At 65.4% G+C, this 23,578-nt stretch carries 20 protein-coding genes; 4 read left to right on the top strand and 16 right to left on the bottom strand.

Translation table 11 applies throughout. From position 1 onward, the window contains the following. Window positions 1-27: 27 nt before the first annotated feature. From BLQ58_RS19380 to BLQ58_RS19355, 6 genes are all read right to left on the bottom strand, one after another. Window positions 28-2,058: an OPT family oligopeptide transporter gene (locus BLQ58_RS19380; RefSeq protein WP_092601269.1), complete on the bottom strand. Its 2,031-nt coding sequence runs from the start codon at window positions 2,056-2,058 to the stop codon at window positions 28-30. Between the two features lie 87 nt (window positions 2,059-2,145). Beyond that, window positions 2,146-2,589: an NUDIX domain-containing protein gene (locus BLQ58_RS19375; protein WP_092601267.1), complete on the bottom strand. Its 444-nt coding sequence runs from the start codon at window positions 2,587-2,589 to the stop codon at window positions 2,146-2,148. A 6-nt stretch (window positions 2,590-2,595) separates the two neighbouring features. After that, window positions 2,596-3,486 (bottom strand): ATP-binding protein, encoded by an 891-nt coding sequence (locus tag BLQ58_RS19370; protein WP_092601265.1) that lies wholly within the window; start codon window positions 3,484-3,486, stop codon window positions 2,596-2,598. Window positions 3,487-3,570: 84 nt separating this feature from the next. Further along, window positions 3,571-4,797, bottom strand: coding sequence for a bifunctional glutamate N-acetyltransferase/amino-acid acetyltransferase ArgJ (gene argJ, locus BLQ58_RS19365; protein ID WP_092601263.1), 1,227 nt, complete (start codon window positions 4,795-4,797; stop codon window positions 3,571-3,573). A 138-nt stretch (window positions 4,798-4,935) separates the two neighbouring features. Continuing rightward, window positions 4,936-7,728: a preprotein translocase subunit SecA gene (gene secA / locus BLQ58_RS19360; RefSeq protein WP_092601261.1), complete on the bottom strand. Its 2,793-nt coding sequence runs from the start codon at window positions 7,726-7,728 to the stop codon at window positions 4,936-4,938. A gap of 253 nt (window positions 7,729-7,981) precedes the next feature. Further along, the gene (locus BLQ58_RS19355) at window positions 7,982-8,926 is read right to left on the bottom strand and encodes a M23 family metallopeptidase (protein ID WP_092601259.1); all 945 of its coding nucleotides are present in this window, start codon (window positions 8,924-8,926) and stop codon (window positions 7,982-7,984) included. 106 nt (window positions 8,927-9,032) lie between these two features. On the opposite strand from BLQ58_RS19355, the gene BLQ58_RS19350 reads away from it, so the two are divergent. The 3 genes from BLQ58_RS19350 to BLQ58_RS19340 all read left to right on the top strand — a co-directional run bounded on the left by BLQ58_RS19350 (window position 9,033) and on the right by BLQ58_RS19340 (window position 11,697). After that, window positions 9,033-9,536 carry a DciA family protein gene (locus BLQ58_RS19350; RefSeq protein WP_092601257.1) on the top strand — a complete coding sequence of 168 codons (504 nt, stop codon included), beginning with the start codon at window positions 9,033-9,035 and terminating at the stop codon, window positions 9,534-9,536. A 252-nt stretch (window positions 9,537-9,788) separates the two neighbouring features. After that, window positions 9,789-10,961, top strand: a complete 1,173-nt coding sequence (locus BLQ58_RS19345; RefSeq protein ID WP_092601255.1) for a M20 aminoacylase family protein — start codon at window positions 9,789-9,791, stop codon at window positions 10,959-10,961. A gap of 31 nt (window positions 10,962-10,992) precedes the next feature. Then, window positions 10,993-11,697 (top strand): hypothetical protein, encoded by a 705-nt coding sequence (locus BLQ58_RS19340; RefSeq protein WP_092601253.1) that lies wholly within the window; start codon window positions 10,993-10,995, stop codon window positions 11,695-11,697. A gap of 68 nt (window positions 11,698-11,765) precedes the next feature. On the opposite strand, the gene lpxC is transcribed toward BLQ58_RS19340, so the two are convergent. From lpxC to ftsZ, 3 genes are all read right to left on the bottom strand, one after another. After that, window positions 11,766-12,683, bottom strand: coding sequence for a UDP-3-O-acyl-N-acetylglucosamine deacetylase (gene lpxC, locus BLQ58_RS19335; RefSeq protein WP_092601251.1), 918 nt, complete (start codon window positions 12,681-12,683; stop codon window positions 11,766-11,768). Window positions 12,684-12,837: 154 nt separating this feature from the next. Beyond that, window positions 12,838-13,344, bottom strand: a complete 507-nt coding sequence (locus tag BLQ58_RS19330) for a peroxiredoxin (protein ID WP_092601249.1) — start codon at window positions 13,342-13,344, stop codon at window positions 12,838-12,840. A 399-nt stretch (window positions 13,345-13,743) separates the two neighbouring features. Further along, entirely contained in the window at window positions 13,744-14,934 is a 1,191-nt protein-coding gene (ftsZ, locus tag BLQ58_RS19325) for a cell division protein FtsZ (protein WP_092601247.1), read from the bottom strand. On the opposite strand from ftsZ, the gene BLQ58_RS29205 reads away from it, so the two are divergent. Beyond that, the gene (locus tag BLQ58_RS29205) at window positions 14,921-15,118 is read left to right on the top strand and encodes a hypothetical protein (protein ID WP_175459954.1); all 198 of its coding nucleotides are present in this window, start codon (window positions 14,921-14,923) and stop codon (window positions 15,116-15,118) included. The two genes, ftsZ and BLQ58_RS29205, sit on opposite strands and share 14 nt — an antisense overlap. A 12-nt stretch (window positions 15,119-15,130) precedes the next feature. On the opposite strand, the gene ftsA is transcribed toward BLQ58_RS29205, so the two are convergent. The 7 genes from ftsA to murD are packed head-to-tail and all read right to left on the bottom strand — an operon-like array spanning window position 15,131 to window position 23,534. Further along, window positions 15,131-16,363, bottom strand: a complete 1,233-nt coding sequence (ftsA, locus tag BLQ58_RS19320; RefSeq protein ID WP_061955279.1) for a cell division protein FtsA — start codon at window positions 16,361-16,363, stop codon at window positions 15,131-15,133. Beyond that, complete coding sequence (locus BLQ58_RS19315) at window positions 16,360-17,274, bottom strand: cell division protein FtsQ/DivIB (protein ID WP_092601245.1); 915 nt, start codon at window positions 17,272-17,274, stop codon at window positions 16,360-16,362. Before BLQ58_RS19315 ends, ftsA begins: the two co-directional genes overlap by 4 nt. Window positions 17,275-17,311: 37 nt before the next feature. After that, a complete protein-coding gene (locus BLQ58_RS19310) occupies window positions 17,312-18,295 on the bottom strand; it encodes a D-alanine--D-alanine ligase (protein ID WP_092601243.1) in 984 nt (327 codons plus the stop codon). After that, complete coding sequence (gene murC, locus BLQ58_RS19305) at window positions 18,292-19,707, bottom strand: UDP-N-acetylmuramate--L-alanine ligase (RefSeq protein WP_092601241.1); 1,416 nt, start codon at window positions 19,705-19,707, stop codon at window positions 18,292-18,294. The genes BLQ58_RS19310 and murC overlap by 4 nt, the downstream gene beginning before the upstream one ends. A gap of 10 nt (window positions 19,708-19,717) precedes the next feature. Further along, entirely contained in the window at window positions 19,718-20,788 is a 1,071-nt protein-coding gene (gene murG / locus BLQ58_RS19300; protein WP_092601239.1) for an undecaprenyldiphospho-muramoylpentapeptide beta-N-acetylglucosaminyltransferase, read from the bottom strand. Continuing rightward, window positions 20,785-22,026, bottom strand: coding sequence for a putative lipid II flippase FtsW (gene ftsW, locus BLQ58_RS19295; RefSeq protein ID WP_092601237.1), 1,242 nt, complete (start codon window positions 22,024-22,026; stop codon window positions 20,785-20,787). The genes murG and ftsW overlap by 4 nt, the downstream gene beginning before the upstream one ends. Then, window positions 22,023-23,534 carry a UDP-N-acetylmuramoyl-L-alanine--D-glutamate ligase gene (gene murD, locus BLQ58_RS19290; RefSeq protein ID WP_092601235.1) on the bottom strand — a complete coding sequence of 504 codons (1,512 nt, stop codon included), beginning with the start codon at window positions 23,532-23,534 and terminating at the stop codon, window positions 22,023-22,025. The genes ftsW and murD overlap by 4 nt, the downstream gene beginning before the upstream one ends. Between the last annotated feature and the right edge of the window lie 44 nt (window positions 23,535-23,578).

Genomic DNA, 23,578 nt, shown 5'->3' with positions numbered 1-23,578 from the left:
CCTCGCATCTTGAAGGCCGCGCGCGCCTTACCGCGCCGCCAGCACTCTCCGGCAGAAACCCACGCACACGGCGATAAACGCCGCCAGGCCCAGCCATTGCGCCGTGGCGGCAAACCCTTCGCCCACCAGCGCCAGCGGTGATTCCTTGCCCGACAGGCCGATCACCGCCGCCAGCGCCACGCCGACCAGGCTTTCCCCGACGATCAGCCCCGATGCCAGCAGCGTGCCGCGCCGCTCGGCGTGTTCGAGTACCGTCTTCACGTCATCACCGCGCGCCTCGGCGCGGCGCCGCTCCGTGCGCTGCAGCCACCACGACAGCACGGCGCCCACCACCAGCGCCGAACTGATGGTCGGCGGCAGGTAGATGCCGATACCCACCGCCAGCACCGGCAGGCGGGCCACGCCGCCACGTCGCCGCAGCATTTCGTCGATGGCGATCAGCACCACACCCAGCGCGACGCCGATCAGGATCATGGTCCAGTTCAGCCGGTGCGTGAAAATGCCCGTGGCAATCGCCGTCATCAGCGTGGCCTGGGGCGCGGCCAGGGCCGCGTTCGGGTCCATGTCGGCGCGCGGCAACGCCCCCGCAAAGCCGTAGGCGTGATAAAGCAGTTCCAGGACCGGCGGGATCACCGCCGCACCCACCGCGCACCCGATCAGCAGGGCCACCTGCTGGCGCCACGGCGTGGCACCCACCAGCCAACCGGTCTTCAGATCCTGCAGGTTGTCGTTCGAAATCGATGCCACGGCCACCACGGCCGACGTCGTGAAGATCGCCAGTGCAATGGCGAACTTGCCGCCTTCGGGCGTGTCGAGCAGCCCTTCCAGCGTGCCCAGGCCAAGGATCAGCAGCGACACCAGGATCACCGCGATGATGCCGATACCGGAGATCGGGCTGGCCGACGAACCGACCAGGCCAGCCATGTAGCCGCACGCGGCCGCCACCAGAAAGCCGAAAACGAAAGCGAACAGCACCGCGCATGCCACGAGCTTCCAGATGGCGCTGCTGTCGAGCGGCGCTGGGGCCAGGAAGTGTCCGAACGTCACGGCCAGCACCACCAGTAGCGCCAGCGTAATGGCGCCGATCCAGGCCGCCGGCATGTCGCGCTGCGTGCGCGGCATCTGGCCACCGGCCCCGCCCGCGCCGTCGCGCAGCGCGCCCATCGACGCGCGCACGCCCGCCACCATCGGCTTGAACAGCGAGCCGAGCGTCCAGATCGCCGCGATGCCGATCGTGCCGGCGCCGATGAAACGCGCCTGCGCGCTCCAGATCGACGTGCCGAAGCTCTGCAGCGTCGCGCCGGCCGGCGTCGGCGTGATCGCCGTCAGCCATGGCACCGCGATGCCCCAGGTCAGCACCAGGCCCAGCAGCATCGCCAGCCCGCCGACGATGCCTACCAGATAGCCAGCCCCCACCAGCGCCAGCGAAAAGCCCATCGACAGCCGCACCACCGACGCCCCCGCCGCCAGCCAGGCGTTGGCGCCTTCGGCCAGCACGCGCAGGCCGCCAGCGGCAAAGCTGAACAGGCCCGCCGCCAGGCCACCGGCCATCAGGTCGGCCAGGCCGGTCGCCTGCTTCTTGCCCGTGGCGTCCTGCCCGGCACTACCCACGCGCAGAATCTCGGCGGCCGCCACCCCTTCGGGATACGGCAGGTCGCTCTGCACCACCATCGCGTGGCGTAGCGGAATGCTGAAAATCACCCCAAGCATGCCGCCGGCTGCGCAGATCGCCAGCGTCTGCCAGAACGGAAAGCCCTGCCAGTGGCCCAGCATCACCAGGCCGGGCAGGATGAAAATGATCGACGACAAGGTGCCCGCCGCCGACGCCTGCGTCTGCACCATGTTGTTTTCGAGGATATTGGCGCCCGGAAACAGCCGCAGCACGGCCATCGAGATCACGGCGGCCGGAATGGCCGACGAGAACGTCAGCCCCACCTTGAGACCAAGGTAGATGTTGGACGCGGTGAACACCACCGTGATGAGGGCACCGAGGATGATGCCGCGCAGTGTCAGTTCGGGCGGCGAGACAGCGTCATCGATACGATCGACACGTTGCATGGAGCCTCCTGATTCGTTTTCTGGATCGTCTTTCTGGATCGTTAACGAAAATGCCCGGCTTGTGGCCGGGCACGCTTTTACCTGCTTTCAGCTGGCGCGGGATTCATCCGCCAGCCATTCGACGACCGGGATGGTCGCCGGAAGCAGCGGCCCCACGTCCACGGGTACCGCCTGCCAGGAAAATGCCTGGCCTTCCCGACCGACCGGCTCGCCGCGCCAGTCGGTGATCTTGCAGAAATACAGCCGCACATAGGCGTGCGGGTAATCATGTTCCAGCGTGTGCCAGCGTTCGCTGCGCAGGATGTCGAGCCCCAGTTCCTCGTGCAGTTCGCGCGCCAGGGCGTCTTCCACCGATTCGCCCGGTTCCAGCTTGCCGCCCGGAAATTCCCAGTAGCCCTCGTACGGCTTGCCCGCCGGGCGCTGTGCCAGCAGGAAGCGGCCGTCGGGCTGGATCATCACGCCGACCGCCACCTCCGTGACCTTGCGCGTCTGGCCGTCGGCCGTCGTCACGGTTTCCACCTGCGCCGTCATGCCCCGTTATTCCTTGTCAGCCACGAACGGCTGGCCATGCTTGCCGCCCCAGTCGCGCGCAAATTGCCAGGCCACCCGGCCCGAACGCGAGCCGCGCTCCAGTGCCCAGATCAGCGCATCGCCGCGCGCCGCCTCGATATCGGCCGGCGTGCAGCCGAAGTGCGACAGCCAGTGACCGACGATCGCCAGGTACTCGTCCTGCTTGGGCGGATAGAACGACAGCCACAGGCCGAAACGCTCGGACAGCGAGATCTTCTCTTCCACCACTTCGCCCGGATGGATCTCGCCATCGGACGTGTGCTGGTACGTCTCGTTGTCCTTCATGTACTCGGGCAGCAGATGGCGGCGGTTCGACGTGGCATAGATCAGCACGTTGTCCGACTGCGCAGCCACCGAACCATCGAGCGCCGACTTCAGCGACTTGTAGCCCGACTCGCCGTCTTCGAACGACAGGTCGTCGCAGAAAATGACAAAGCGTTCCGGCCGCGAAGCCAGCTTTTCGACGATGTCGCCCAGGTCGCCCAGATCGTCCTTGTCCACTTCCACCAGGCGCAGCCCGTCCTTCACGAATTCGTTCAGGATGGCCTTGATCAGCGACGACTTGCCCGTGCCGCGTGCGCCAGTCAACAGCACATTGTTGGCCGGCAGTCCCTTCACGAACTGGCGCGAGTTGGCCACGATCGCGTCCTTCTGGCGATCGATGTTCTTCAGGTCGTTCAGGTGGATCGGCGGCAGCTGGCGGATGGCCTGCAGATAGCCGATGTTGCCGAACAGGCTCTGCCGCTTGCGCCAGCGGAACGCTACCGCCTCCTTCCAGTCCGCCTCGGTCAGTTCGGGCGGCAGCCATTGTTCAAGGCGGGCGAGGAAGTTGTCGAGGCGGGCAGCAAGATCGGACATGGGGCGCTTCTTCTCAGACGAATGACGGATGACGGATGACGAAAGGCGACAGGCGAAGAGTCGAAAATTTGAAGGTTCTACGACTTACGAACGGTAATCGGCGTTGATCGACACGTAGTCGTGCGACAGGTCGCACGTCCACACCGTGGCCTCGGCATTGCCGCGGCCCAGCGCGATACGCACCGTGATCTCGGCCTGCTTCATCACGCGCTGGCCGTCTTCCTCGCGATACTCGGGGTTACGGCCGCCATCGCGCGCCACCCAGACGTCGTCGAGCCACAGGTTGACGCGGTTCACATCGAGATCGTCCACGCCGGCATAGCCCACGGCGGCCAGGATACGGCCCAGGTTGGGGTCCGACGCGTAGAAAGCGGTCTTGACCAGCGGCGAATGGGCCACGGCATAGGCGATCTGGCGGCATTCGGCCACATCCTTGCCGCCTTCCACGCGAATTGTCATCAGCTTGGTGGCGCCTTCGCCATCGCGCACGATCATCTGGGCCAGCTCCTGGGCCAGCGAAGTCACCGCGTCGCGCAGCGCGTCAAACGCCGGGCCTTCGGCGGCGGTCACGCTGGCACCCGACTTGCCCGAGGCAATTAGCACGAACGAGTCATTGGTCGACGTATCGCCATCGATCGTGATGCTGTTGAACGAATGATCGGCCGCGTGCGACACCAGCTTCTGCAGCACCGGCTGGGCCACGGCGGCGTCCATCGCAATAAAGCCAAGCATCGTCGCCATGTTCGGACGGATCATGCCGGCGCCCTTGCTGATGCCCGACAGGGTCACGGTCTTGCCGTCGATCTGCACCGTGCGCGACGCTGCCTTGGGCTGCGTGTCGGTGGTCATGATCGATTCGGCGGCGGCCAGCCAGTTGTCGGCGCGCGCGTTGGCGATGGCCGTGGGCAGCGCGGCGGTCAGGCGATCCACGGGCAGCTGCTCCAGAATCACGCCGGTCGAGAACGGCAGCACCTGGTTGGCAGCGATGCCAAGCTGCTTCGCCAGCGCATCGCAGGTGGCGCGCGCGGCGGCCAGGCCCGGTTCACCGGTGCCGGCGTTGGCGTTGCCCGTGTTGACCACCAGCGCGCGGATGCCGGCGCCCGCGGCCAGATGCTCGCGGCAGACCTGCACCGGCGCGGCGCAGAAGCGGTTCTGCGTGAAGACGCCTGCCACCGTGCTGCCTTCGGCCACCTTGACCACCAGCACGTCCTTGCGATTGGCCTTGCGGATTCCGCCCTCGGCCCAGCCGAGTTCGACGCCAGCGACGGATTTCAGGTTTTCTGCCTGCGGCAGGGGCAAGTTCACGGGCATGTTCGTTTCCTTTGCTGCAAATTGTGTGATGCACCTGATGAACATGCCCGCTTGAGCGGTCGGCTCAAGCGGGCATGTCCAGGGATTCGGTCGATGACGCGCCGCTCAGGGCGCGTCACCGGCAGTGGCGGGCCGGCTTCAGCTCAGCTTGCCGTGGCACTGCTTGAACTTCTTGCCCGATCCGCACGGGCAGGGGTCGTTGCGGCCGACCTTGGGCATGCCGGCCAGGGCCACGTCGCCGCCAGCCATCGCGGCCATCGCGGCGGCGGCCGTGCTGCTGCGCGGCGACGCCTCTTCCACCGGCTCGCCGCCGTCGGCGAACTCGTCGTGCTTGTACTGCACGTTGGCCAGGTGCGACAGGCCTTCCTCGATTTCCTCGGATGCCTGCTCCAGCTGCTCCGGCGACTGGATCTGCACGTTGAACACCACGCGCGTGACTTCGTTCTTGATGACGTCCAGCAGGCGGGCAAACAGCTCGAACGACTCGCGCTTGTACTCCTGCTTCGGATCCTTCTGCGCGTAGCCGCGCAGGTGGATACCCTGGCGCAGGTGATCCAGCGCGGCCAGGTGCTCGCGCCAGTGCGTGTCGATGCTCTGCAGCATGACCGACCGCTCGAAGCCCGCGAACGACTCGCGGCCAACCTGTTCCACCTTGGCGTCGTAGGTCTCGCGCGCGGTCTTCAGGATCAGGTTCAGCAGTTCCTCGTCCTCGATGCTCTGGGCGCCCTCGATGGTCTTGGCCAGCGGCACGTCCAGGCTCCAGTCGTCACGCAGACGCTGCTCCAGCCCGGCGATATCCCACTGCTCTTCCATGCTTTCGGCCGGCACGTAGTCGCGGAACATTTCCACGATCACGCTTTCGCGCAGGTTCGCCACCATGTCGCCGACGTCCTTGGCTTCCAGCACGTCGTTACGGAGCTTGTAGATTTCCTTGCGCTGGTCGTTGGCAACGTCGTCGTACTGCAGCAGCTGCTTGCGGATGTCGAAGTTGCGGCCTTCCACCTTGCGCTGCGCCGACTCGATCGAACGCGTGACGATGCCGGCCTCGATCGGCTCGCCCTCGGGCATCTTCAGGCGCTCCATGATCGCGCGCACGCGGTCGCCGGCGAAGATGCGCAGCAGCTGGTCGTCCAGCGACAGGTAGAAGCGCGACGAACCCGGGTCGCCCTGGCGGCCGGCACGGCCACGCAGCTGGTTGTCGATCCGGCGCGACTCGTGGCGCTCGGTGCCCACGATATGCAGGCCGCCGGAAGCCTTGACCTGCTCGTGCAGCGACTGCCATTCCCCTTCGAGCTGCGCGATCCTGGCGGCCTTCTCGGCGTCCGAAAGGTTCGGGTCCGCCTCGATGAAGCCCGATTGCTTCTCGACGTTGCCGCCCAGCACGATGTCGGTACCGCGACCGGCCATGTTCGTGGCAATCGTGATCATCTTCGGACGGCCGGCCTGCGCCACGATCTCGGCTTCACGCTCGTGCTGCTTGGCGTTCAGCACCTGGTGCGGCAGCTTTTCCTTGTTCAGCAGGTCCGACAGGTATTCGGACGTCTCGATCGACGTCGTACCCACCAGCACCGGCTGGCCACGGTCGTAGCAGTCGCGGATATCGCGCACCACGGCGTCGTAGCGCTCCTTCGACGTCTTGTAGATCTGGTCCTGCAGGTCCTTGCGCTGGGCCTGGCGGTTGGTCGGGATCACCACCACTTCCAGGCCGTAGATTTCCTGGAATTCGTACGCTTCGGTATCGGCCGTGCCGGTCATGCCGGCCAGCTTCTCGTACATGCGGAAGTAGTTCTGGAACGTGATGGTGGCCAGCGTCTGGTTTTCCTGCTGGATCGTCACGCCTTCCTTGGCTTCCACGGCCTGGTGCAGGCCATCGGACCAGCGGCGGCCCGTCATCAGGCGGCCCGTGAATTCGTCGACGATCACCACTTCGTCGTTCTGCACCACGTAGTGCTGGTCGCGATGGAACAGGCTTTGCGCACGCAGGGCGGCGTACAGGTGGTGCATCAGCGTGATGTTCTGCGGCGCGTAGAGCGATTCGCCCTCGCCGATCAGCCCTTGCGCGGCCAGGATCTGCTCGGCCTTCTCGTGGCCGGCCTCGGTCAGGTACACCTGGTGGCCCTTCTCGTCCACGTAGTAGTCGCCCGGCTTCTCGACGCCCGTGCCGTCGGCCTTTTCCTCGCCGATCTGGCGCTCCAGCAGCTTCGGAATGCCGTTCATGCGCTGATAGAGGTCGGTCTGGTTCTCGGCCTGCCCCGAGATGATCAGCGGCGTACGCGCCTCATCGATCAGGATCGAGTCCACTTCGTCGACGATCGCGTAGTGCAGCGGGCGCTGCACGCGCTGCGACGGGTCGTAGACCATGTTGTCGCGCAGGTAGTCGAAGCCGAACTCGTTGTTCGTGCCATAGGTGATGTCGGCGTTGTAGGCCACCTGCTTCTGGTCGTGCGGCATCTGCGACAGGTTCACCCCCACCGACAGCCCCAGGAAGTTGTACAGGCGCCCCATCCACTCGGCGTCACGCTGGGCCAGGTAATCGTTCACCGTCACCACGTGCACGCCCTTCCCGGTCAGCGCGTTCAGGTACACGGGCAGCGTGGCGGTCAGCGTCTTGCCTTCGCCGGTACGCATTTCGGCGATCTTGTTGTCGTTCAGCACCATGCCGCCAATCATCTGCACGTCGAAGTGGCGCATTTTCATGACGCGCTTGCTGGCTTCGCGGCACACGGCAAAGGCTTCGGGCAGCAGGGATTCGAGCGATTCGCCGCCGGCATGGCGCTGGCGGAACGTCTCGGTCATGCCACGCAGTTCGTCGTCCGAAAGCACCTCGAACTTCGGCTCGAGCGCGTTGATCTGCGTGACCGTGCGGCGATATTGTTTGATCAGCCGCTCATTGCGGCTGCCGAAGACTTTCTTGAGAAGGCCCGTGATCATCGAGTGCTTTCACCTGCGCGGCAGACCGGTACGAGACCCGCCAAATCCGCGCGAGGAATGGGTAGATTGGCGCAAAACGCCGAGTTTATCATGTGCCGATGTCCTGACCGGACCTGTCGCCAGCACAGTTTCCGTACAGGTGCAACAGCCCGGCCCCAGCCCGGCCCCCTTTGACTGGCGGCCCGTGCAGGAGGTTGGGACAGACGCGGCGGCTTCAATGTTCCGGCCACCAGGATTGATGGGGCCAGTGGGATCATCGGATGGCGGTCCGGTCGGTCGCGGCAGTGGCCGCCGCCAGGGGTAGCTGGGCCGGCGCCCGCACCGCGGCGGTCAGGAAGCCGCCCGGATTGCGTGGCTCACCGTTCACATGGACCTCGAAATGCAGGTGCGCACCGGTGGAACGGCCCGTGCTGCCCACGCGGGCGATCAACTGGCCCGGCCGGACCAGGTCGCCCGCCTTGACCAGCACTTTGGACGCGTGGGCATAGCGGGTCTTGAGGCCGTTGCCATGGTCGATATCGATCATGTTGCCGTACTCGTGGTGCCATTCGGAAGCCACCACCACCCCGCCGGCGGCGGCCACGATCGGCGTGCCGGCCGGCGCGACGAAATCCACGCCATCGTGCTGCGAGCGGCGGCCGGTGAAGGGATCGATGCGCGTGCCGAAGCTCGATCCATCGTAGCCAGACGCCACCGGCTGCACGCTCGGCTGACGGTGCTCGCGCAACTGGCGATCCATCAGCGCAGTCTCGATGACGTCGAAATAGTCGGTGCGGTGGTCGGCCTGCCGGCCCAGCCGCGCCAGTTCGTCGCTGAGTTCGGGCATCGTCAGGTCGCTGGACTGGGCGGGACTGGCCGGGCCGCCACGCGCGGGGCGATGGCGGAAATCGAAATCCCGGGGGGCGATGCCGGCCAGGCCGGACACGCGCTCGCCAAGCGCGTCCAGGCGTACCATCTGGGCCTGCAGTTCGCCCAGCCGGGTGGCCATCACGGCCAGGTTCTCGCGCAGGTAGGCGTTGTCACGCGCCTGGCGGGTGATTTCCGGCGCCGACGCATTGCGGGCGACCAGCCAGGTCAATCCCGAAGAGGCCGCCGCCACCAGCGCGCACAGCGCCAGGCCGGACAGCACGACGCGCGCCCGCGTCAACTGAAAGCGAAACACCCGCGGCTGGCGCGGATGCAGCACGATGATCTGCATGACCGTTCCCCAATTCCCAAAGGACGGCGCCAGAAGGCACCGGCGCGCATGCAGGCATCGCATCCCGGCTCTCGGACGGGCAAGGATTGCGCGCTAGAATGCTTGCATGCGCTTGTTCACCCACCACGCTCACCAGACCCCGAACGCCAAGCCCCTCAACGATTGGCTGGCCAAGTCCGGCCCGGTTTCCGCGCTGATGCAGACCGCGCGGCAACTGGCGTCACTGGAAGCGGAAGTCTTTGCGTTGCTGCCCCCGGCGCTGCGGAGCGGCATTGCGGTGGGCGGCATCAAGACCGACAACCGTGGCCCGCAGGCGGAGCAGACGCTGCTGTTGCTGGCCGCCCATGGCGCGGCCGCCGCGCGGGTCAGGCAAGTGGTGCCCACATTGCTTTCCCGGCTGCAACAACGCGGCTCGCAGGTTACTGCAATCCGGGTACGGGTACAACCCGAGGTGGGACGCGGCGACTGGGACACCGAGCCGGTCGAGCGCAAGCCGCGCACGCAGAATCTGTCGCAAGCCGGCATGCAGAGCATGGACGCGCTGGCACGCGGCCTCGAGGATTCGCCGCTGAAGGACGCCGTGCAGGCATTGCTGGCGCGTCACCGCTGAAGACCAAAACCCTTAGAACGCTTCAGTCGAACCCATCGCGATAATCCCGCATCGTTGCTCCCGTCGAGCAGATGCGACGGTCATCGCAAATCCTGATATTTCCCCGCGATTTTGATGTGCCGGTGCGCGCCGGTGCATCGGGCCCGCTGTCGGCAAAACCATGACGCCGGGCAATTTGATCATGCTTTCCGGCTCATAGAATGGCCTCGGGCGTACAGCACGACCCTTTGCATTGTTCAAAGGAGAAACATCATGTACCAGAGCATTCTGAAGGCTATTTCCGAAAGCGAAGACAGATTTATCCGAATTCGGCGTCAGATCCACCAGCACCCGGAAATTGGATTCGAGGAAACACGAACCAGTGATCTCGTAGCAGAAATGCTAAAAGGCTGGGGCTACGAGGTGCATCGCGGCTTGGCCAGGACCGGCGTGGTCGGCACGCTGAAGGTGGGCAAGGGCAGCAGACGCCTGGGCATCCGCGCCGATATGGACGCCCTGCCGATGACCGAAAACAGTCAAAAGGAATGGAGCAGCACCGTTCCCGGTAAATTCCACGGCTGCGGCCATGACGGACATACCGCGATCCTGTTATGTGCGGCGGAATATCTGGCAAAGACGCGGAATTTCGACGGCACCCTGCATCTGATTTTCCAGCCCGCCGAAGAATTGCTTTACGGCGGCAAAGTCATGGTGCATGACGGGTTGTTCGAACAGTTTCCCTGCGATGCGATTTTCGCCATGCATAACATGCCGGGATTCAAGGAATGCGAATTCTATTTCAGGAAGGGCGCATTCATGGCGTCGTCCGACACATTGCATATTGAGATTACCGGGGTCGGCGGGCATGGCGCGATTCCGGAAAAAACCATCGATGCCACGCTGGTGGCCTGCCATATCGGCACCGCGCTGCAGACCATTGTCTCGCGCAATGTGTCGCCGTTCGAAGCGGCGGTGATCACCATCGGCAGCATCCAGTCCGGAGAGGCGCCAAACATCATCAACGCCAAGGCACTCATGAAACTGAGCGTCCGGTCGTTGAATCCGTCCGTCCGCACCGTGCTGCTCAAAAGGATCGCCGAAGTTGCGCAGCTGCAGGCGCAGAGTTTTGGCGCTACCGCCGAAGTCATGCATGTGAACGGCAGCCCGGTGCTGGTCAATGACGACCAGGCCACCGATTTTGCCGCCGAGGTCGCGCAGGACGTGTTCGGCCGGGACAAGGTCCATACCGACGCGCCTCAGCTGCCCGGCAGCGAGGATTTTGCGTTCATGCTGGAAGCCAATCCCAATGGCAGCTACATGCTTATCGGCGGCGGCGACCAGCCGGGCTATTGCATGGTGCATAACCCCGGTTATGACTTCAACGACAAATGCCTGGCGCCTGCCGCCGCATACTGGTGCGCACTGACCGAGCGATATCTGAAGTAGGCCGAATTCAGGCCGGATTCGAGGCTATTCCATGAAAACACAGGATCTGGCGCTGGTCGCGCTGCTCTGCCTGATACTTCTGCCGTTCGCGGTATTCCCGGAATGGCTCGCTGCCTACAAGACCTTCAACGGGCAGCACGGCATGGTCATGGCGTTTATCAAGTTTGGCCTGCTGGCGACGCTGGGCGAAGTCATCGGGCAGCGCATCCGCACCGGGCATTATCTCGGGAAGGGCTTCGGCATCCTGCCGAGAATGGTCGTTTGGGGCATTCTCGGCCTGTTCATCAGCATGGCATTCAAGGTCTTTGCCGTCGGCTCGCCCTATTTTGCGGAATACCTGGGTGTCGACGGCGTCGTCGCGGCCATGGCAGGCGGTTTCTCGATGCTCAAGCTGGCGGGTGCATTGATTATCAGCACCTTGCTGAACCTGACCTTCTCGCCAGTCATGATGACCGCCCATAAGGTCACGGACATGCATATCGTCCGCCATCAGGGTTCCTGGCGGGCGCTGTACCGGCCGATTGCCGTCGCGGAACATCTGAAGGCGCTCGACTGGCAGACGCAGTGGGGATTCGTATTCAAGAAGACCATTCCGTTCTTCTGGATTCCCGCCCACGGCCTGACCTTCCTGCTGCCCCCCGATTCCCAGATCCTGTTTGCGGCATTGCTGGGTGTCGCGCTGGGTATCGTGCTGGCCGTGGCGGGCCCCAAACCCGCGAAACCCTTGCCGGCCTGATCGGCGCTCCAAACGAAAACCCCCGCTCGAACGGGGGTTTTTCAATCTGGCGGAACCGCTATGGACGATCAGGCAAAGGCCGGCTGCGCCTGCGGCAGGAAGGCCGTCGGCGCTTCCTCAACCTTGTCGAAGGTCACGATCTCGTACGCTTCCTGGTCGGCCAGCAGGGCGCGCAGCAGTTGGTTGTTCAGGCCGTGGCCCGACTTGTGTGCAATGTACGAGCCAATCAGCGGATGACCCACCACGTACAGATCGCCAATCGCATCGAGGATCTTGTGACGCACGAACTCGTCGCCGTAGCGCAGTTCCTCGTTGTTGAGCATGCGGTGCTCGTCGAGCACGATCGCGTTGTCCAGGCTGCCACCACGAGCCAGGCCCATCTCGCGCAATGCTTCCACCTCGTGGGCAAAGCCGAACGTGCGGGCACGGGCGATCTCACGGACATAGCTCGTATCGGCAAAGTCGATCGAGAAGGTCTGCCCGGTCTTGTCGACCGCCGGATGGCGGAAGTCGATCGTGAACGCGAGTTTGAAACCGAAGAACGGCTCCAGGCGGGCCAGCTTGTCGCCCTCGCGCACTTCCACCGCCTTCTTGACGCGGATGAAACGCTTGGCGGTCGGCTGCTCCTCGATGCCTGCGGACTGCAGCAGGAACACGAACGACGCCGCGCTGCCGTCCATGATCGGGATTTCTTCGGCGTCGACGTCGACGTAGAGGTTGTCGATGCCCAGTCCGGCGCAGGCCGACATCAGGTGCTCGACCGTCGAAACGCGGGCGCCGTCCTTCTGCAGGACCGACGCCAGACGCGTGTCGCCAATGGCGCTGGCGGCCACCGGAATTTCTACCGCTTCGGGCAGATCGACGCGCGTGAAAACGATGCCGGTATCGGCGGGGGCCGGCCTCAGCGACAGCGTCACCTTGCGACCCGAGTGCAAACCGATGCCGACCGTCTTCACCACGGATTTGATAGTGCGCTGTTTGAGCATGACGGCCTCAACTATTATTAAAAGCTATTGGGCGTAATTTCCAATAACGCGATACTACCATTACTGGATGTATTGCGCTGCACCACTTTGTGTCCGGGTGTTATGCAATGTTAATGAAACGCCCAAAACATCACTTTTCTTGACACGCTTCGTGTCAGGCGCGCAACGCTTCCAGAACGGCTTCGGCGCTGCTGACCTTGAATTCGCCCGGTTCTTCCACGGCCAGGTGCGTCACCACGCCATCGTCGATGACCATGGCATAGCGCTTGGCGCGCACGCCCAGACCGCGCTGGCTCAGGTCCTGGTCCAGGCCCAGAGCCTTGGCCCACTGGGCGGCACCGTCGGCCATCATGCGGACCTTTCCGTCGGTCTTCTGCTCGCGGCCCCAGGCGCCCATCACGAAGGCGTCGTTGACCGAATGGCACCAGACCTCATCCACGCCAGCCGCGCGCAGCTGGTCGTTGAGCTTGATGAAGCCCGGCACATGCTTGGCCGAACAGGTGGGCGTGAATGCGCCGGGCAGGCCAAACACAACGATCTTCTTGCCCTTGACCAGTTCGGCCACCGGGAAGGCGTTGGGGCCGAGCGCGCAGCCGCCGGTCTCGGTTTCAAAGAATTCGTACAACGTGGCGTCGGGGACGCGCTGGCCTACGGCGATCATTTTGAACAGTCCTCTAGCGGTCTGGCGTATATCGGAAAAACCTGCCTGCATCATAGGGGCGGATGCCGTCGCCACCAAGCGGCGCGGCAGGCGGGTGCAGCAGGAATTACCTGGGCTTCAAAACGCCGCGCGGCGCGTTGGGTAAACGCGCCGCGCGGACGGAGACATCCCGCCGCCGGGGGCGGGAAACCAGTCCGGGGAGGCGGCCGATGGCCTGCCTGCCCGGCAACGGGATGCGACGGACAACATGTGGCGTGGCGCGGCGCAGCCGCACGCACTGACGGGTTACGTCAGTCCAGGCAAACGCCGGGCGGATAGGGAGCGCCCGGGCGATGCGTGACGGACCGTCGACAGCCTGCCAGGCGCGCGGCGGATGCCGCTGCCCTGCCGGTTCCCAACTTAGTCCGCCTGCTTGCGCAGGAAGGCCGGGATGTCGTACGTATCCACACCCTTTTCTTGCAACGCCGCCACGTGAGCCGATGCCGACTCACGCGAACTGCGCCACACCGCCGGGGTATCCAGGTTGCTGTAGTCCGGCGATGCGTGTGCCGGCGCGGCCGTCAGGCCTGCCATCATCTGCACCGGGATATTGTCCGTGCCGGTCTTCAGCAGCGTCATCGGCTGCTGTTTCTTGGCCGAACGGCCCAGGCCCGTGGCCACCACGGTCACGCGCAGGGCGTCACCCATCGAGTCGTCGTACACCGTACCGAAGATCACGGTCGCGTCTTCCGCGGCGTAGCTGCGGATCGTGTTCATGACTTCCTTGGTTTCCGACAGCTTCAGCGAACGGCTGGCCGTGATGTTGACCAGCACGCCGCGCGCGCCGGACAGGTCCACGCCTTCCAGCAGCGGGCTGGCCACGGCCTGCTCGGCCGCCAGGCGGGCGCGGTCCACGCCCGACACCGTTGCCGTGCCCATCATGGCTTTGCCCTGCTCGCCCATCACCGTCTTCACGTCTTCGAAGTCGACGTTCACCAGACCATCGACATTGATGATTTCGGCGATACCGGCCACGGCGTTGTGCAGCACGTCATCGGCGCACTGGAAGCACTTGTCCATCTCGGCGTCGTCGCCCATCACCTCGAACAGCTTTTCGTTGAGCACAACGATCAGCGAGTCCACCGACGATTCCAGCTCGCCCGAGCCATGTTCGGCCACCTTGGCGCGGCGCGCGCCTTCGAAGTCGAACGGCTTGCTGACCACGCCCACGGTCAGGATGCCCATTTCCTTGGCCACCTGCGCCACGATCGGCGCGGCGCCCGTACCGGTACCGCCGCCCATGCCGGCAGTGATGAAGACCATGTGGGCACCGCGCAGCGAATCGGCGATCTGCTCGCGAGCCTGCTCCGCGCAGTTGCGGCCCACTTCAGGCTTGGCGCCGGCACCCAGGCCGGAATTGCCAAGCTGCAGCACGCGCGATGCGCTCGAACGCTTCAGCGCCTGGGCATCGGTGTTCATGCAGATGAATTCCACGCCCTGCACGCCACGGCTGATCATGTGCTGCACGGCGTTGCCGCCTGCACCGCCCACGCCCACCACCTTGATGATGGTGCCGTCCTGAATCTCCGTTTCGATCATGTCAAAGTCCATCACTGCCTCCGAGAAAAATCAGTCCCCAAACGCTGCGGCCTCCCCGCCGCAACCCTTGGTTTCTGAACAAGAAACCATCAAAGAACTACTAGCCAATACATCAGAAAAACTGCTTGACCTGCTCAACGTGCCACGATCCGTTCGGCTGACTGCAACAGGATCGTCACACTTAAAAAAGTCCTGACAAGCTTGCGGCTCAGAAGTTGCCGACAAACCATTCCTTCATGCGCGTCCACACCTGCTTCACCTGGCCGCTCTGCACGGCCACCTTGCGGCCGCGCATGCGCTGCACGCAGCCTTCCTGCAGCAGACCCATAACGGTCGAATAGCGCGGACTCTTCACGACTTCGTGCAGATTGCCGCGGTACTCGGGCACGCCCACGCGCACCGGCTTCAGGAAAATGTCCTCGCCCAGCTCCACCATGCCCGGCATCATCGCCGTGCCGCCGGTGATCACCACGCCCGACGACAGCAGTTCCTCGTAGCCGGACTCGCGCACCACCTGGTGCACCAGCGAATACAGCTCCTCGATACGCGGCTCGATCACCGCGGCCAGCGCCTGCCGGCTCAGCGTGCGCGTGCCGCGGTCGCCCACGCCGGGCACCTCGATCATGTCTTCCGGGTCGGCAATCGCCTGCTTGGCAATGCCGTACTGCATCTTGATGTCCTCGGCATCGGGCGTCGGCGTGCGCAGCGCCATGGCGATGTCGTTGGTGATCTGGTCGCCGGCGATGGGGATCACGGCCGTATGGCGGATCGCGCCCTCGCTGAAGATGGCGATATCAGTGGTGCCGCCGCCGATGTCGACCAGCACCACGCCCAGTTCCTTCTCGTCCTCGGTGAGCACCGCCAGGCTCGACGCCAGCGGCTGCAGAATCAGGTCATGCACTTCCAGGCCGCAACGGCGCACGCACTTGACGATGTTCTGCGCCGCGCTGACCGCGCCCGTGACGATATGCACCTTCACTTCCAGGCGGATGCCGCTCATGCCGATGGGCTCGCGCACGTCTTCCTGGCCGTCGATGATGAATTCCTGCGTCAGGATGTGCAGGATCTGCTGGTCGGTCGGGATGTTCACCGCCTTGGCGGTCTCGATCACGCGGGCCACGTCCGTCTGCGTGACCTCCTTGTCCTTGATGGCCACCATGCCGCTGGAGTTGAAGCTGCGGATATGGCTGCCGGCAATGCCCGTGAACACCTCGGCAATCTTGCAATCGGCCATCAGTTCGGCCTCTTCCAGCGCGCGCTGGATCGACTGCACGGTGGCCTCGATGTTGACCACGACCCCCTTTTTCAAACCCTTGGACTCTGATTGGCCCATCCCGATGACCTCATAGCTGCCGTCGGGGCGCAGTTCCGCCACCACGGCCGCCACCTTCGAGGTGCCGATATCGAGACCGACCAGAAGGTCCTTGTATTCCTTGCTCATCGAGTTTTCTCCGCGTTCTTACTCTTGAGTCGCGTCGGATTGTTGTTGGTGTTGCCGGCCGAAGCCGCCTGGGAACCAGCCGCCCCCGCCGCTGCCTTGGCCGCTGCCTTGGCCGCTGCCTTGGCCGCCGCCTGCGCCTGGGCATCGGTCAGGAAGCGCACGCTGGCCGTGCGGATGGCAAAACCGTTGGGATACCGCAGGTCGGCGTACTCGATCTGCTTGCCCCACTGCTGGGTCAACTGCGGCCACGACGCCACGAAACGCTTGACCCGCGCCTCCATGGCGGCGCGATCCTCGTCGTTCTGCTCGCGCCCGAACTCGATCACCGTGCCGTTGGACAGCTTCGCCCGCCAGGCATAGCGACCGGAAAGTGCCACCGCCAGCGGCTCGGCCTTGATCGGCTTGAACCACTCGCGCATGGTTTCCAGCTTCTCGACCACGTCTTCCTCGCTGTCCGGCGGACCGTCCAGCGCCAGCAACTGGGCGTCTTCCTCGGCTTCGGCCGTATTGGCCACGAATACCTCACCGTAGGTATTGATCAGCCGGCCGCTGTCCGACCCGCCCCACGTGCCCAGGGCTTCGTGCTCTTCCACCTGCACCGCCAGTCCGTTCGGCCATTCGCGCCGCACGCTGGCATGGCGCACCCAGGGCACGGACTCGAACGCCTGCCGCGCGGCGTTCAGGTCGAGCGTGAAGAAATTGCCCGACAGCTTGTTGAGCGCGTTGGCCCGCACGCTCGGCGCGTTCACATGGCGCAGCTGGCTGCCGTCCAGCGACGTCAGTTCCACGTGGGTAATGGCGAACACGGGCCGCTGCGCCAGCCACAGCAGGCCGGCGCCAAGCGCCATGAGCGCCACCAGCGCATAGAGCGCTGAGGCGATCAGGTTGAGCAGGCGCGCGTTGTGCCACATGGTCGTTTGGTTGGGCGGTCAGCCGTTGGTGATACGGTTATTCGGGTTTCCAGTGCTCGTTCGGATGCAGGTCAAGCGTCGCGGCGGCCAGCACCTGCATCACGAAATCCTCGTAGCTGATGCCTGCCGCGCGCGCCGCCATCGGCACGAGCGAATGGCCGGTCATGCCGGGCGACGTATTCATTTCGAGCAGATGCGGGCGGCCGTCGCGGGTGAGCATGACGTCCGCACGGGCCCAGCCACGGCAACCCAGCACGCGAAACGCTTCGACGGCCAGCGCCCGCACTTCGTTCTCCAGCGCTTCCGGCAAAGTTGACGGGCACAGGTATTGGGTAACGTCAGTAAAGTACTTATTTTGATAGTCGTAGTTCGACTCGGGCGCGACAATCTTGATCACGGGCAGTGCTTCGGCCGATGCGCCCTCGCCCACCACGGGGCAAGTCAGCTCGTCGCCATCGATGAACGTCTCGGCGATGACGTCGGCATCGAGCCCCGCCGCCTTCTCGAACGCCTCGCGCATCTGGCCGGCGTCGGTGACCTTGGTCAGGCCGATCGACGACCCCTCGCGGGCCGGCTTGACGATCAGCGGCAGGCCCAGATCCCGCACCACGGCGTCGAAATCGGTATCGGCGTACAGCATCGCAAAGCGCGGCGTGGCCAGGCCGTGCGTCATCCACAGGCGCTTGGTGGCCTGCTTGTCCATGGCCAGCGCCGACGCCAGCACGCCGCTGCCTGTATAGGGCACGCCCAGCTGTTCCAGCAGGCCCTGCATCGTGCCGTCCTCGCCGTAACGGCCATGCAGCGCGATGAAGACGCGGTCGAACTTCGCCGCGGCCAGTTCCGCCACGGACTGCAGCGCCGGGTCGAACGCGTGGGCGTCCACGCCGCGCGACTTCAGTGCCGCCAGCACGCCGTTGCCGGACATCAGCGAGATTTCGCGCTCGGCCGAGCGCCCGCCCAGCAGCACGCCAACCTTGCCCAGCGATTTCGGATCGATATTGGGATGCGCCACGAAGCTCATTGCTGACCTCCCGCCTGGTGCGACACCAGTTGTCCCGGGACCGCACCGATCGTGCCGGCTCCCATGGTCACGACCACATCGCCAGGTCGCACGGCATCCAGAATCGACTGGGGCATGTCTTCGATCTGTTCCACAAAAACGGGTTCTACCTTGTTGGCCACCCGCAGCGCGCGGGTCAGCGCGCGGCCGTCGGCGGCCACGATGGGCGCCTCGCCGGCCGAATACACCTCGGCCAGCAGCAGCGCGTCGACGGTGCCCAGCACCTTCACGAAATCCTCGAAGCAGTCGCGCGTCCGCGTGAACCGGTGCGGCTGGAAGGCCAGCACCAGCCGGCGGTCCGGGAATGCACCGCGCGCGGCGGCCAGCGTGGCGGCCATTTCCACCGGGTGGTGGCCATAGTCGTCCACCAGCGTGAACGTGCCGGCGCCATCGGGCGTCGCCACCTCGCCGTAGCGTTGGAAGCGGCGACCCACGCCGTGAAATTCGCGCAGCGCCTTGACGATGGCGGCGTCAGGGACCTCCAGTTCGGTGGCGATGGCGATGGCGGCCAGCGCGTTCTGCACGTTGTGCAGGCCCGGCAGGTTCAGCACCACGTCCAGCGGCGGCTCTGCGTGGCCGTTGAGCTGGCGCAGCACCGTGAAATGCATCTGGCCATCCACCGCGCGGGCATTGATCGCGCGGATCTGGGCATCCTCGGCAAAGCCGTAGCGCACCACGGGCTTGGACACGAACGGCATGATCTCGCGCACGTTCGGGTCATCCACGCACAGCACGGCAATGCCATAGAACGGCAGGCGCTGGGTGAATTCCACGAACGCCTGCTTCAGACGGGCAAAGTCATGCCCGTACGTGTCCATGTGGTCGGCGTCGATATTGGTGATGACTTCCATCACCGGGAACAGGTTCAGGAACGACGCATCCGACTCGTCGGCCTCGGCCACGATGAAGTCGCCCGTGCCCAGGCGCGCGTTGGCACCGGCCGAATTCAGGCGGCCGCCGATGACGAAGGTCGGGTCGAGCCCGCCCTCGGCCAGCACCGACGCCACCAGGCTGGTGGTGGTGGTCTTGCCATGCGTGCCGGCGATGGCCACGCCCTGCTTCAGGCGCATCAGTTCGGCCAGCATCACGGCGCGCGGCACCACCGGAATGCGCCTGGCGCGCGCGGCCAGCACTTCCGGGTTGTCGTGGGTCACCGCGGTTGACACGACCACGGCATTGGCGCCTTCCACGTTGGCCGCATCATGGCCGTGGCAAACGCGGGCGCCGAGCGAGGCCAGGCGCCGCGTGGCAGCGTTGCTGCCCATGTCGGAGCCCGAGACCTTGTAGCCCAGGTTCAGCAGGACCTCGGCGATGCCGCTCATGCCGGCCCCGCCAATGCCTACGAAGTGGATGTTCTTGACGATATGCTTCATTGCTTCCGTTTCATTTTTCGCCCGCCATCTGACGGCAGATCTCGGCCACGCGCCGGGTTGCCTCAGGTTTGGCCAGGCTGCGCGCAGCGCACGCCATGTCCTTCAACTGGCCGCGGTCCAGCCCGGCGATCGTTTGCGCCAGGCCCTCCGCGGTCAATGCGTTCTGTTGCACCAGCAACGCCGCGCCCTGCTTCGACAGGAAGCTGGCGTTGGTGGTCTGGTGGTCGTCCACCGCGTGCGGGAACGGCACGAACAGCGCGGCCACCCCGGCGGCCGCCACTTCCGAAACCGTCATCGCGCCAGCGCGGCAGATGACCAGGTCGGCGTCGGCGTAGGCCGCCGCCATGTCGTCGATGAATGGCACGGTCTCGCCGGCCACGCCCGCCGCCACGTAGTTCGCCCGCAGCTGGTCGATCTGTTTCGCGCCGGCCTGATGCTTCACCGCCGGCCGGGTGGCCTCGGGCAGCAAGGCCAGCGCCTTCGGCACCACGTCGTTCAGCGCCGCCGCGCCGAGGCTGCCGCCAACCACCAGGATGCGCAGCGGTCCGGTGCGATGGTCGTAGCGCGATGCCGGCTCGGGGATCGCCGCCAGTTCGGCGCGGACCGGGTTGCCCGTCCATTCGCTGTCCGGCAGCGCGTCCGGGAACGCGCACAGCACGCGGTCGGCCACCTTGGCCAGCACCTTGTTGGCCAGCCCGGCGATGGAGTTCTGCTCGTGCAGCACCAGCGGCCGGCCCAGCAGCGACGCCATCATCCCGGCCGGGAACGTGATGTAGCCGCCCATGCCCAGCACCACGTCCGGCTTTACCCGGCGCAGCGCGCCGATGCTCTGCCAGAACGCGCGCAGCAGGTTCAACGGCAGCAGCAGCTTGGTCACCAGGCCCTTGCCGCGCAGGCCGCCGAACTGGATGTACTCCATCGGGATGTCATGCTTCGGCACCAGGGTGGCTTCCATGCCCGAGCGATTGCCCAGCCAGACCACGCGCCAGCCCTCGTCGCGAAGCGCACGCGCGACCGCCAGCCCCGGGAACACGTGTCCCCCGGTGCCGCCAGCCATGACGAGAAGGGTGCGGTCGGTCATACCTTCCCCCCACGCATCAGCACTCTGTTCTCGTAATCGATCCGCAGAACGATCGCCAGCGCCACGCAGTTCATCAGGATGCCCGAGCCGCCGTAGCTCACCAGCGGCAGTGTCAGCCCCTTGGTGGGCAGCAGGCCCAGGTTCACGCCCATGTTGATGAAGGTCTGCCAGCCGACCCACACGCCGATGCCCTTGGCCACCAGCCCGGCAAACGTGCGGTCGAGCTGCAGCGCGGTACGGCCGATGTTGAAGCAGCGGCGCACCAGCCAATAGAACAGCACGATCATCACCAGCACGCCGATGAAGCCGAATTCCTCACCGATCACCGCAAGGATGAAGTCGGTATGCGCCTCGGGCAGGTAGTGCAGCTTCTCGATGCTGCCGCCCAGGCCCACGCCCGTCCATTCGCCACGGCCGAATGCGATCAGCGAGTGCGTCAGCTGATACGCCTTGCCCAGCGCGTTGCTCTCTTCCCACGGGTTCAGGTACGCAAAGATCCGCTCGCGGCGCCACGGCGATGCCGTGATCAGCAGCGCGAACGCGCCCACGGCCACGCCCACCAGGCCGGCGAACAGCTTGCCGTTGATGCCGCCCAGGAACAGGATGCCCATGGCCACGGCCGCGATCACCAGGAATGCGCCCATGTCGGGTTCCAGCAGCAGCAGCATGCCCACCACCACCACCGCCACGCCCATCGGCAGGAAGCCCTTGCTGACGGTCTGCATCCATTCCTGCTTGCGCACCGTGTAGTTGGCCGCGTACAGCACCACGGCCAGCTTCATCAGTTCCGATGGCTGGAAGTTCATCACGCCCAGCGGAATCCAGCGCCGCGCGCCATTCACACCCTTGCCCACGAACGGCACCAGCACCAGCACCAGCAGCACCAGCGCGATGATGAACAGCTTGGGCGCGTACTTGTCCCACACCTTGACGGGCACCTGGAACGCCGCCAGCCCCACCGACAGGCCGATGAACAGCGCGAACGCATGGCGCACCAGGAAGTGCGCCTCGCGGTAGTTGGCGTAGCGCGGCGAGTCGGGCAGCGCGATCGATGCCGAATAGACCATCACCAGGCCGAACGTCAGCAGCACGATGGCCACCCAGAGCAGGGGCTGGTCGTACTCCATCATCCGCGAACGGGTGGGCTTGACGCCCGACACCGCGTCGCGCAGGCCACCCCAGGCGTTGCCGATGGTGGCGCCGATGAATCCGCTGCGCTTGACCTGCGAGTCGCTCATGGCATGATCCCCCGGGACAGGGCCAGTTCTTCCACCGCGCCGCGAAACACCTGCGCGCGATGCACGTAATTGCGGAACATGTCGAGGCTGGCACACGCCGGCGACAGCAATACGACATCGCCCGCTTCGGCCAGACCCGCCGATTTCTCGACCGCCTCTTCCAGCGTGGCGGCGTCAACGATCTGCGCGCCCGTAGCGGCCAGTGCCTCGCGGATGGCGCCGGCGTCCTTGCCGATCAGCACCACGGCGCGTGCATATTGCGTCACCGGCGCGGCCAGCGGGGAAAAGTCCTGGCCCTTGCCTTCGCCGCCGGCGATCAGCACCACGCGCTTGTCCAGCCCGTTCAGCGCGGCCACGGTGGCGCCGACATTGGTGCCCTTGCTATCGTCGAAATACTCGACTTCGTCGATGGTCGCCACCCACTCCACGCGGTGCGGCTCGCCGCGGTACTCGCGCAGGCCATGCAGCAGCGCGTTCAGCGGCAGGTCGATCGCACGGCACAGCGCCAGCGCCGCCATGGCATTGGTGGCGTTGTGCAGGCCACGGATATGCAGTGCATCCGCCGGCATCAGGCGCTTGTGGCGCACCGGCACGGCTTCCGCGACCACCTCGTCCTTCTTGCGGCGGCGGGGCTTCTGCTCCGGTTCGGCTTCCGTATCGGGCTCGGCCACGATCAGCCACGGCATGCCGCCGTCTCGCAGCACGCCGTAGCTGCCGGCGGTCTCGGGCAGGTCGGTGCCGAAGGTTACCGGCGTCGTGCCCGGACGGGCCGTGTCCAGCGTCAGCCTGTCCTGGCGGTTCAGCACCTGCACGCAGCCCTTGCCGTCCGGGCCGAAGATGCGGGCCTTGGCGGCGGCGTAAGCTTCCATGCTGCCGTGCCAGTCCAGGTGATCCTGCGTGACGTTGAGCACTGTCGCCGCGTGAGGCGCCAGGGAGAACGTGTATTCCAGCTGGAAGCTCGACAGCTCCAGCACCCAGACATCGGGCAGCGTGGCGCTGGCGATGCAGGCCGACAGCTTGTCCAGTGCCGACGGGCTGATGTTGCCGGCCACGCCCACGGTCTTGCCCGCGCGTTCGATCAGCCGGCCGGTCAGCGCCGTGGTGGTGGTCTTGCCGTTGGTGCCGGTGATGGCCAGCACGCGCGGCGCGTAGCCCGACGTGGCTTCCAGGTATCCCAGCGCCTGGGCGAACAGTTCGATCTCGCCCCAGACCGGGATGCCTCGTGCCTGGGCGGCATCGAGCAGCGCCTTGGTATCGGGCTCCAGCGGCGACAGGCCCGGGCTGATCGCCACCAGGCCGATATCGTCGAGCAGGCTTTCGGCGAACGGGCCGCCGACAAACTGCGCCGTGGTCAGTTCGGCCTGCAGGAAGGCAAGATTGGCGGGCGCCTCGCGGGTGTCGGCCACGCGCACGCGGCAGCCGTTCAGGCCGCACCAGCGTGCCATGGCCAGCCCCGATTCACCGAGGCCAAGTACCAGCACATGAGGTTTCTGCAACACGCCAAACACTTCGATTCCTGCCTATATATAGAGAGCTTCAGTTTTCGGGGACG

Origin of the sequence: Ralstonia sp. 25mfcol4.1, assembly GCF_900104095.1 — a bacterium.
Classification (GTDB): Bacteria; Pseudomonadota; Gammaproteobacteria; order Burkholderiales; family Burkholderiaceae; genus Cupriavidus.
The sequence above is the reverse complement of the archived record's forward strand: the minus strand, read 5'-3'. Positions and strand labels throughout refer to the sequence as shown.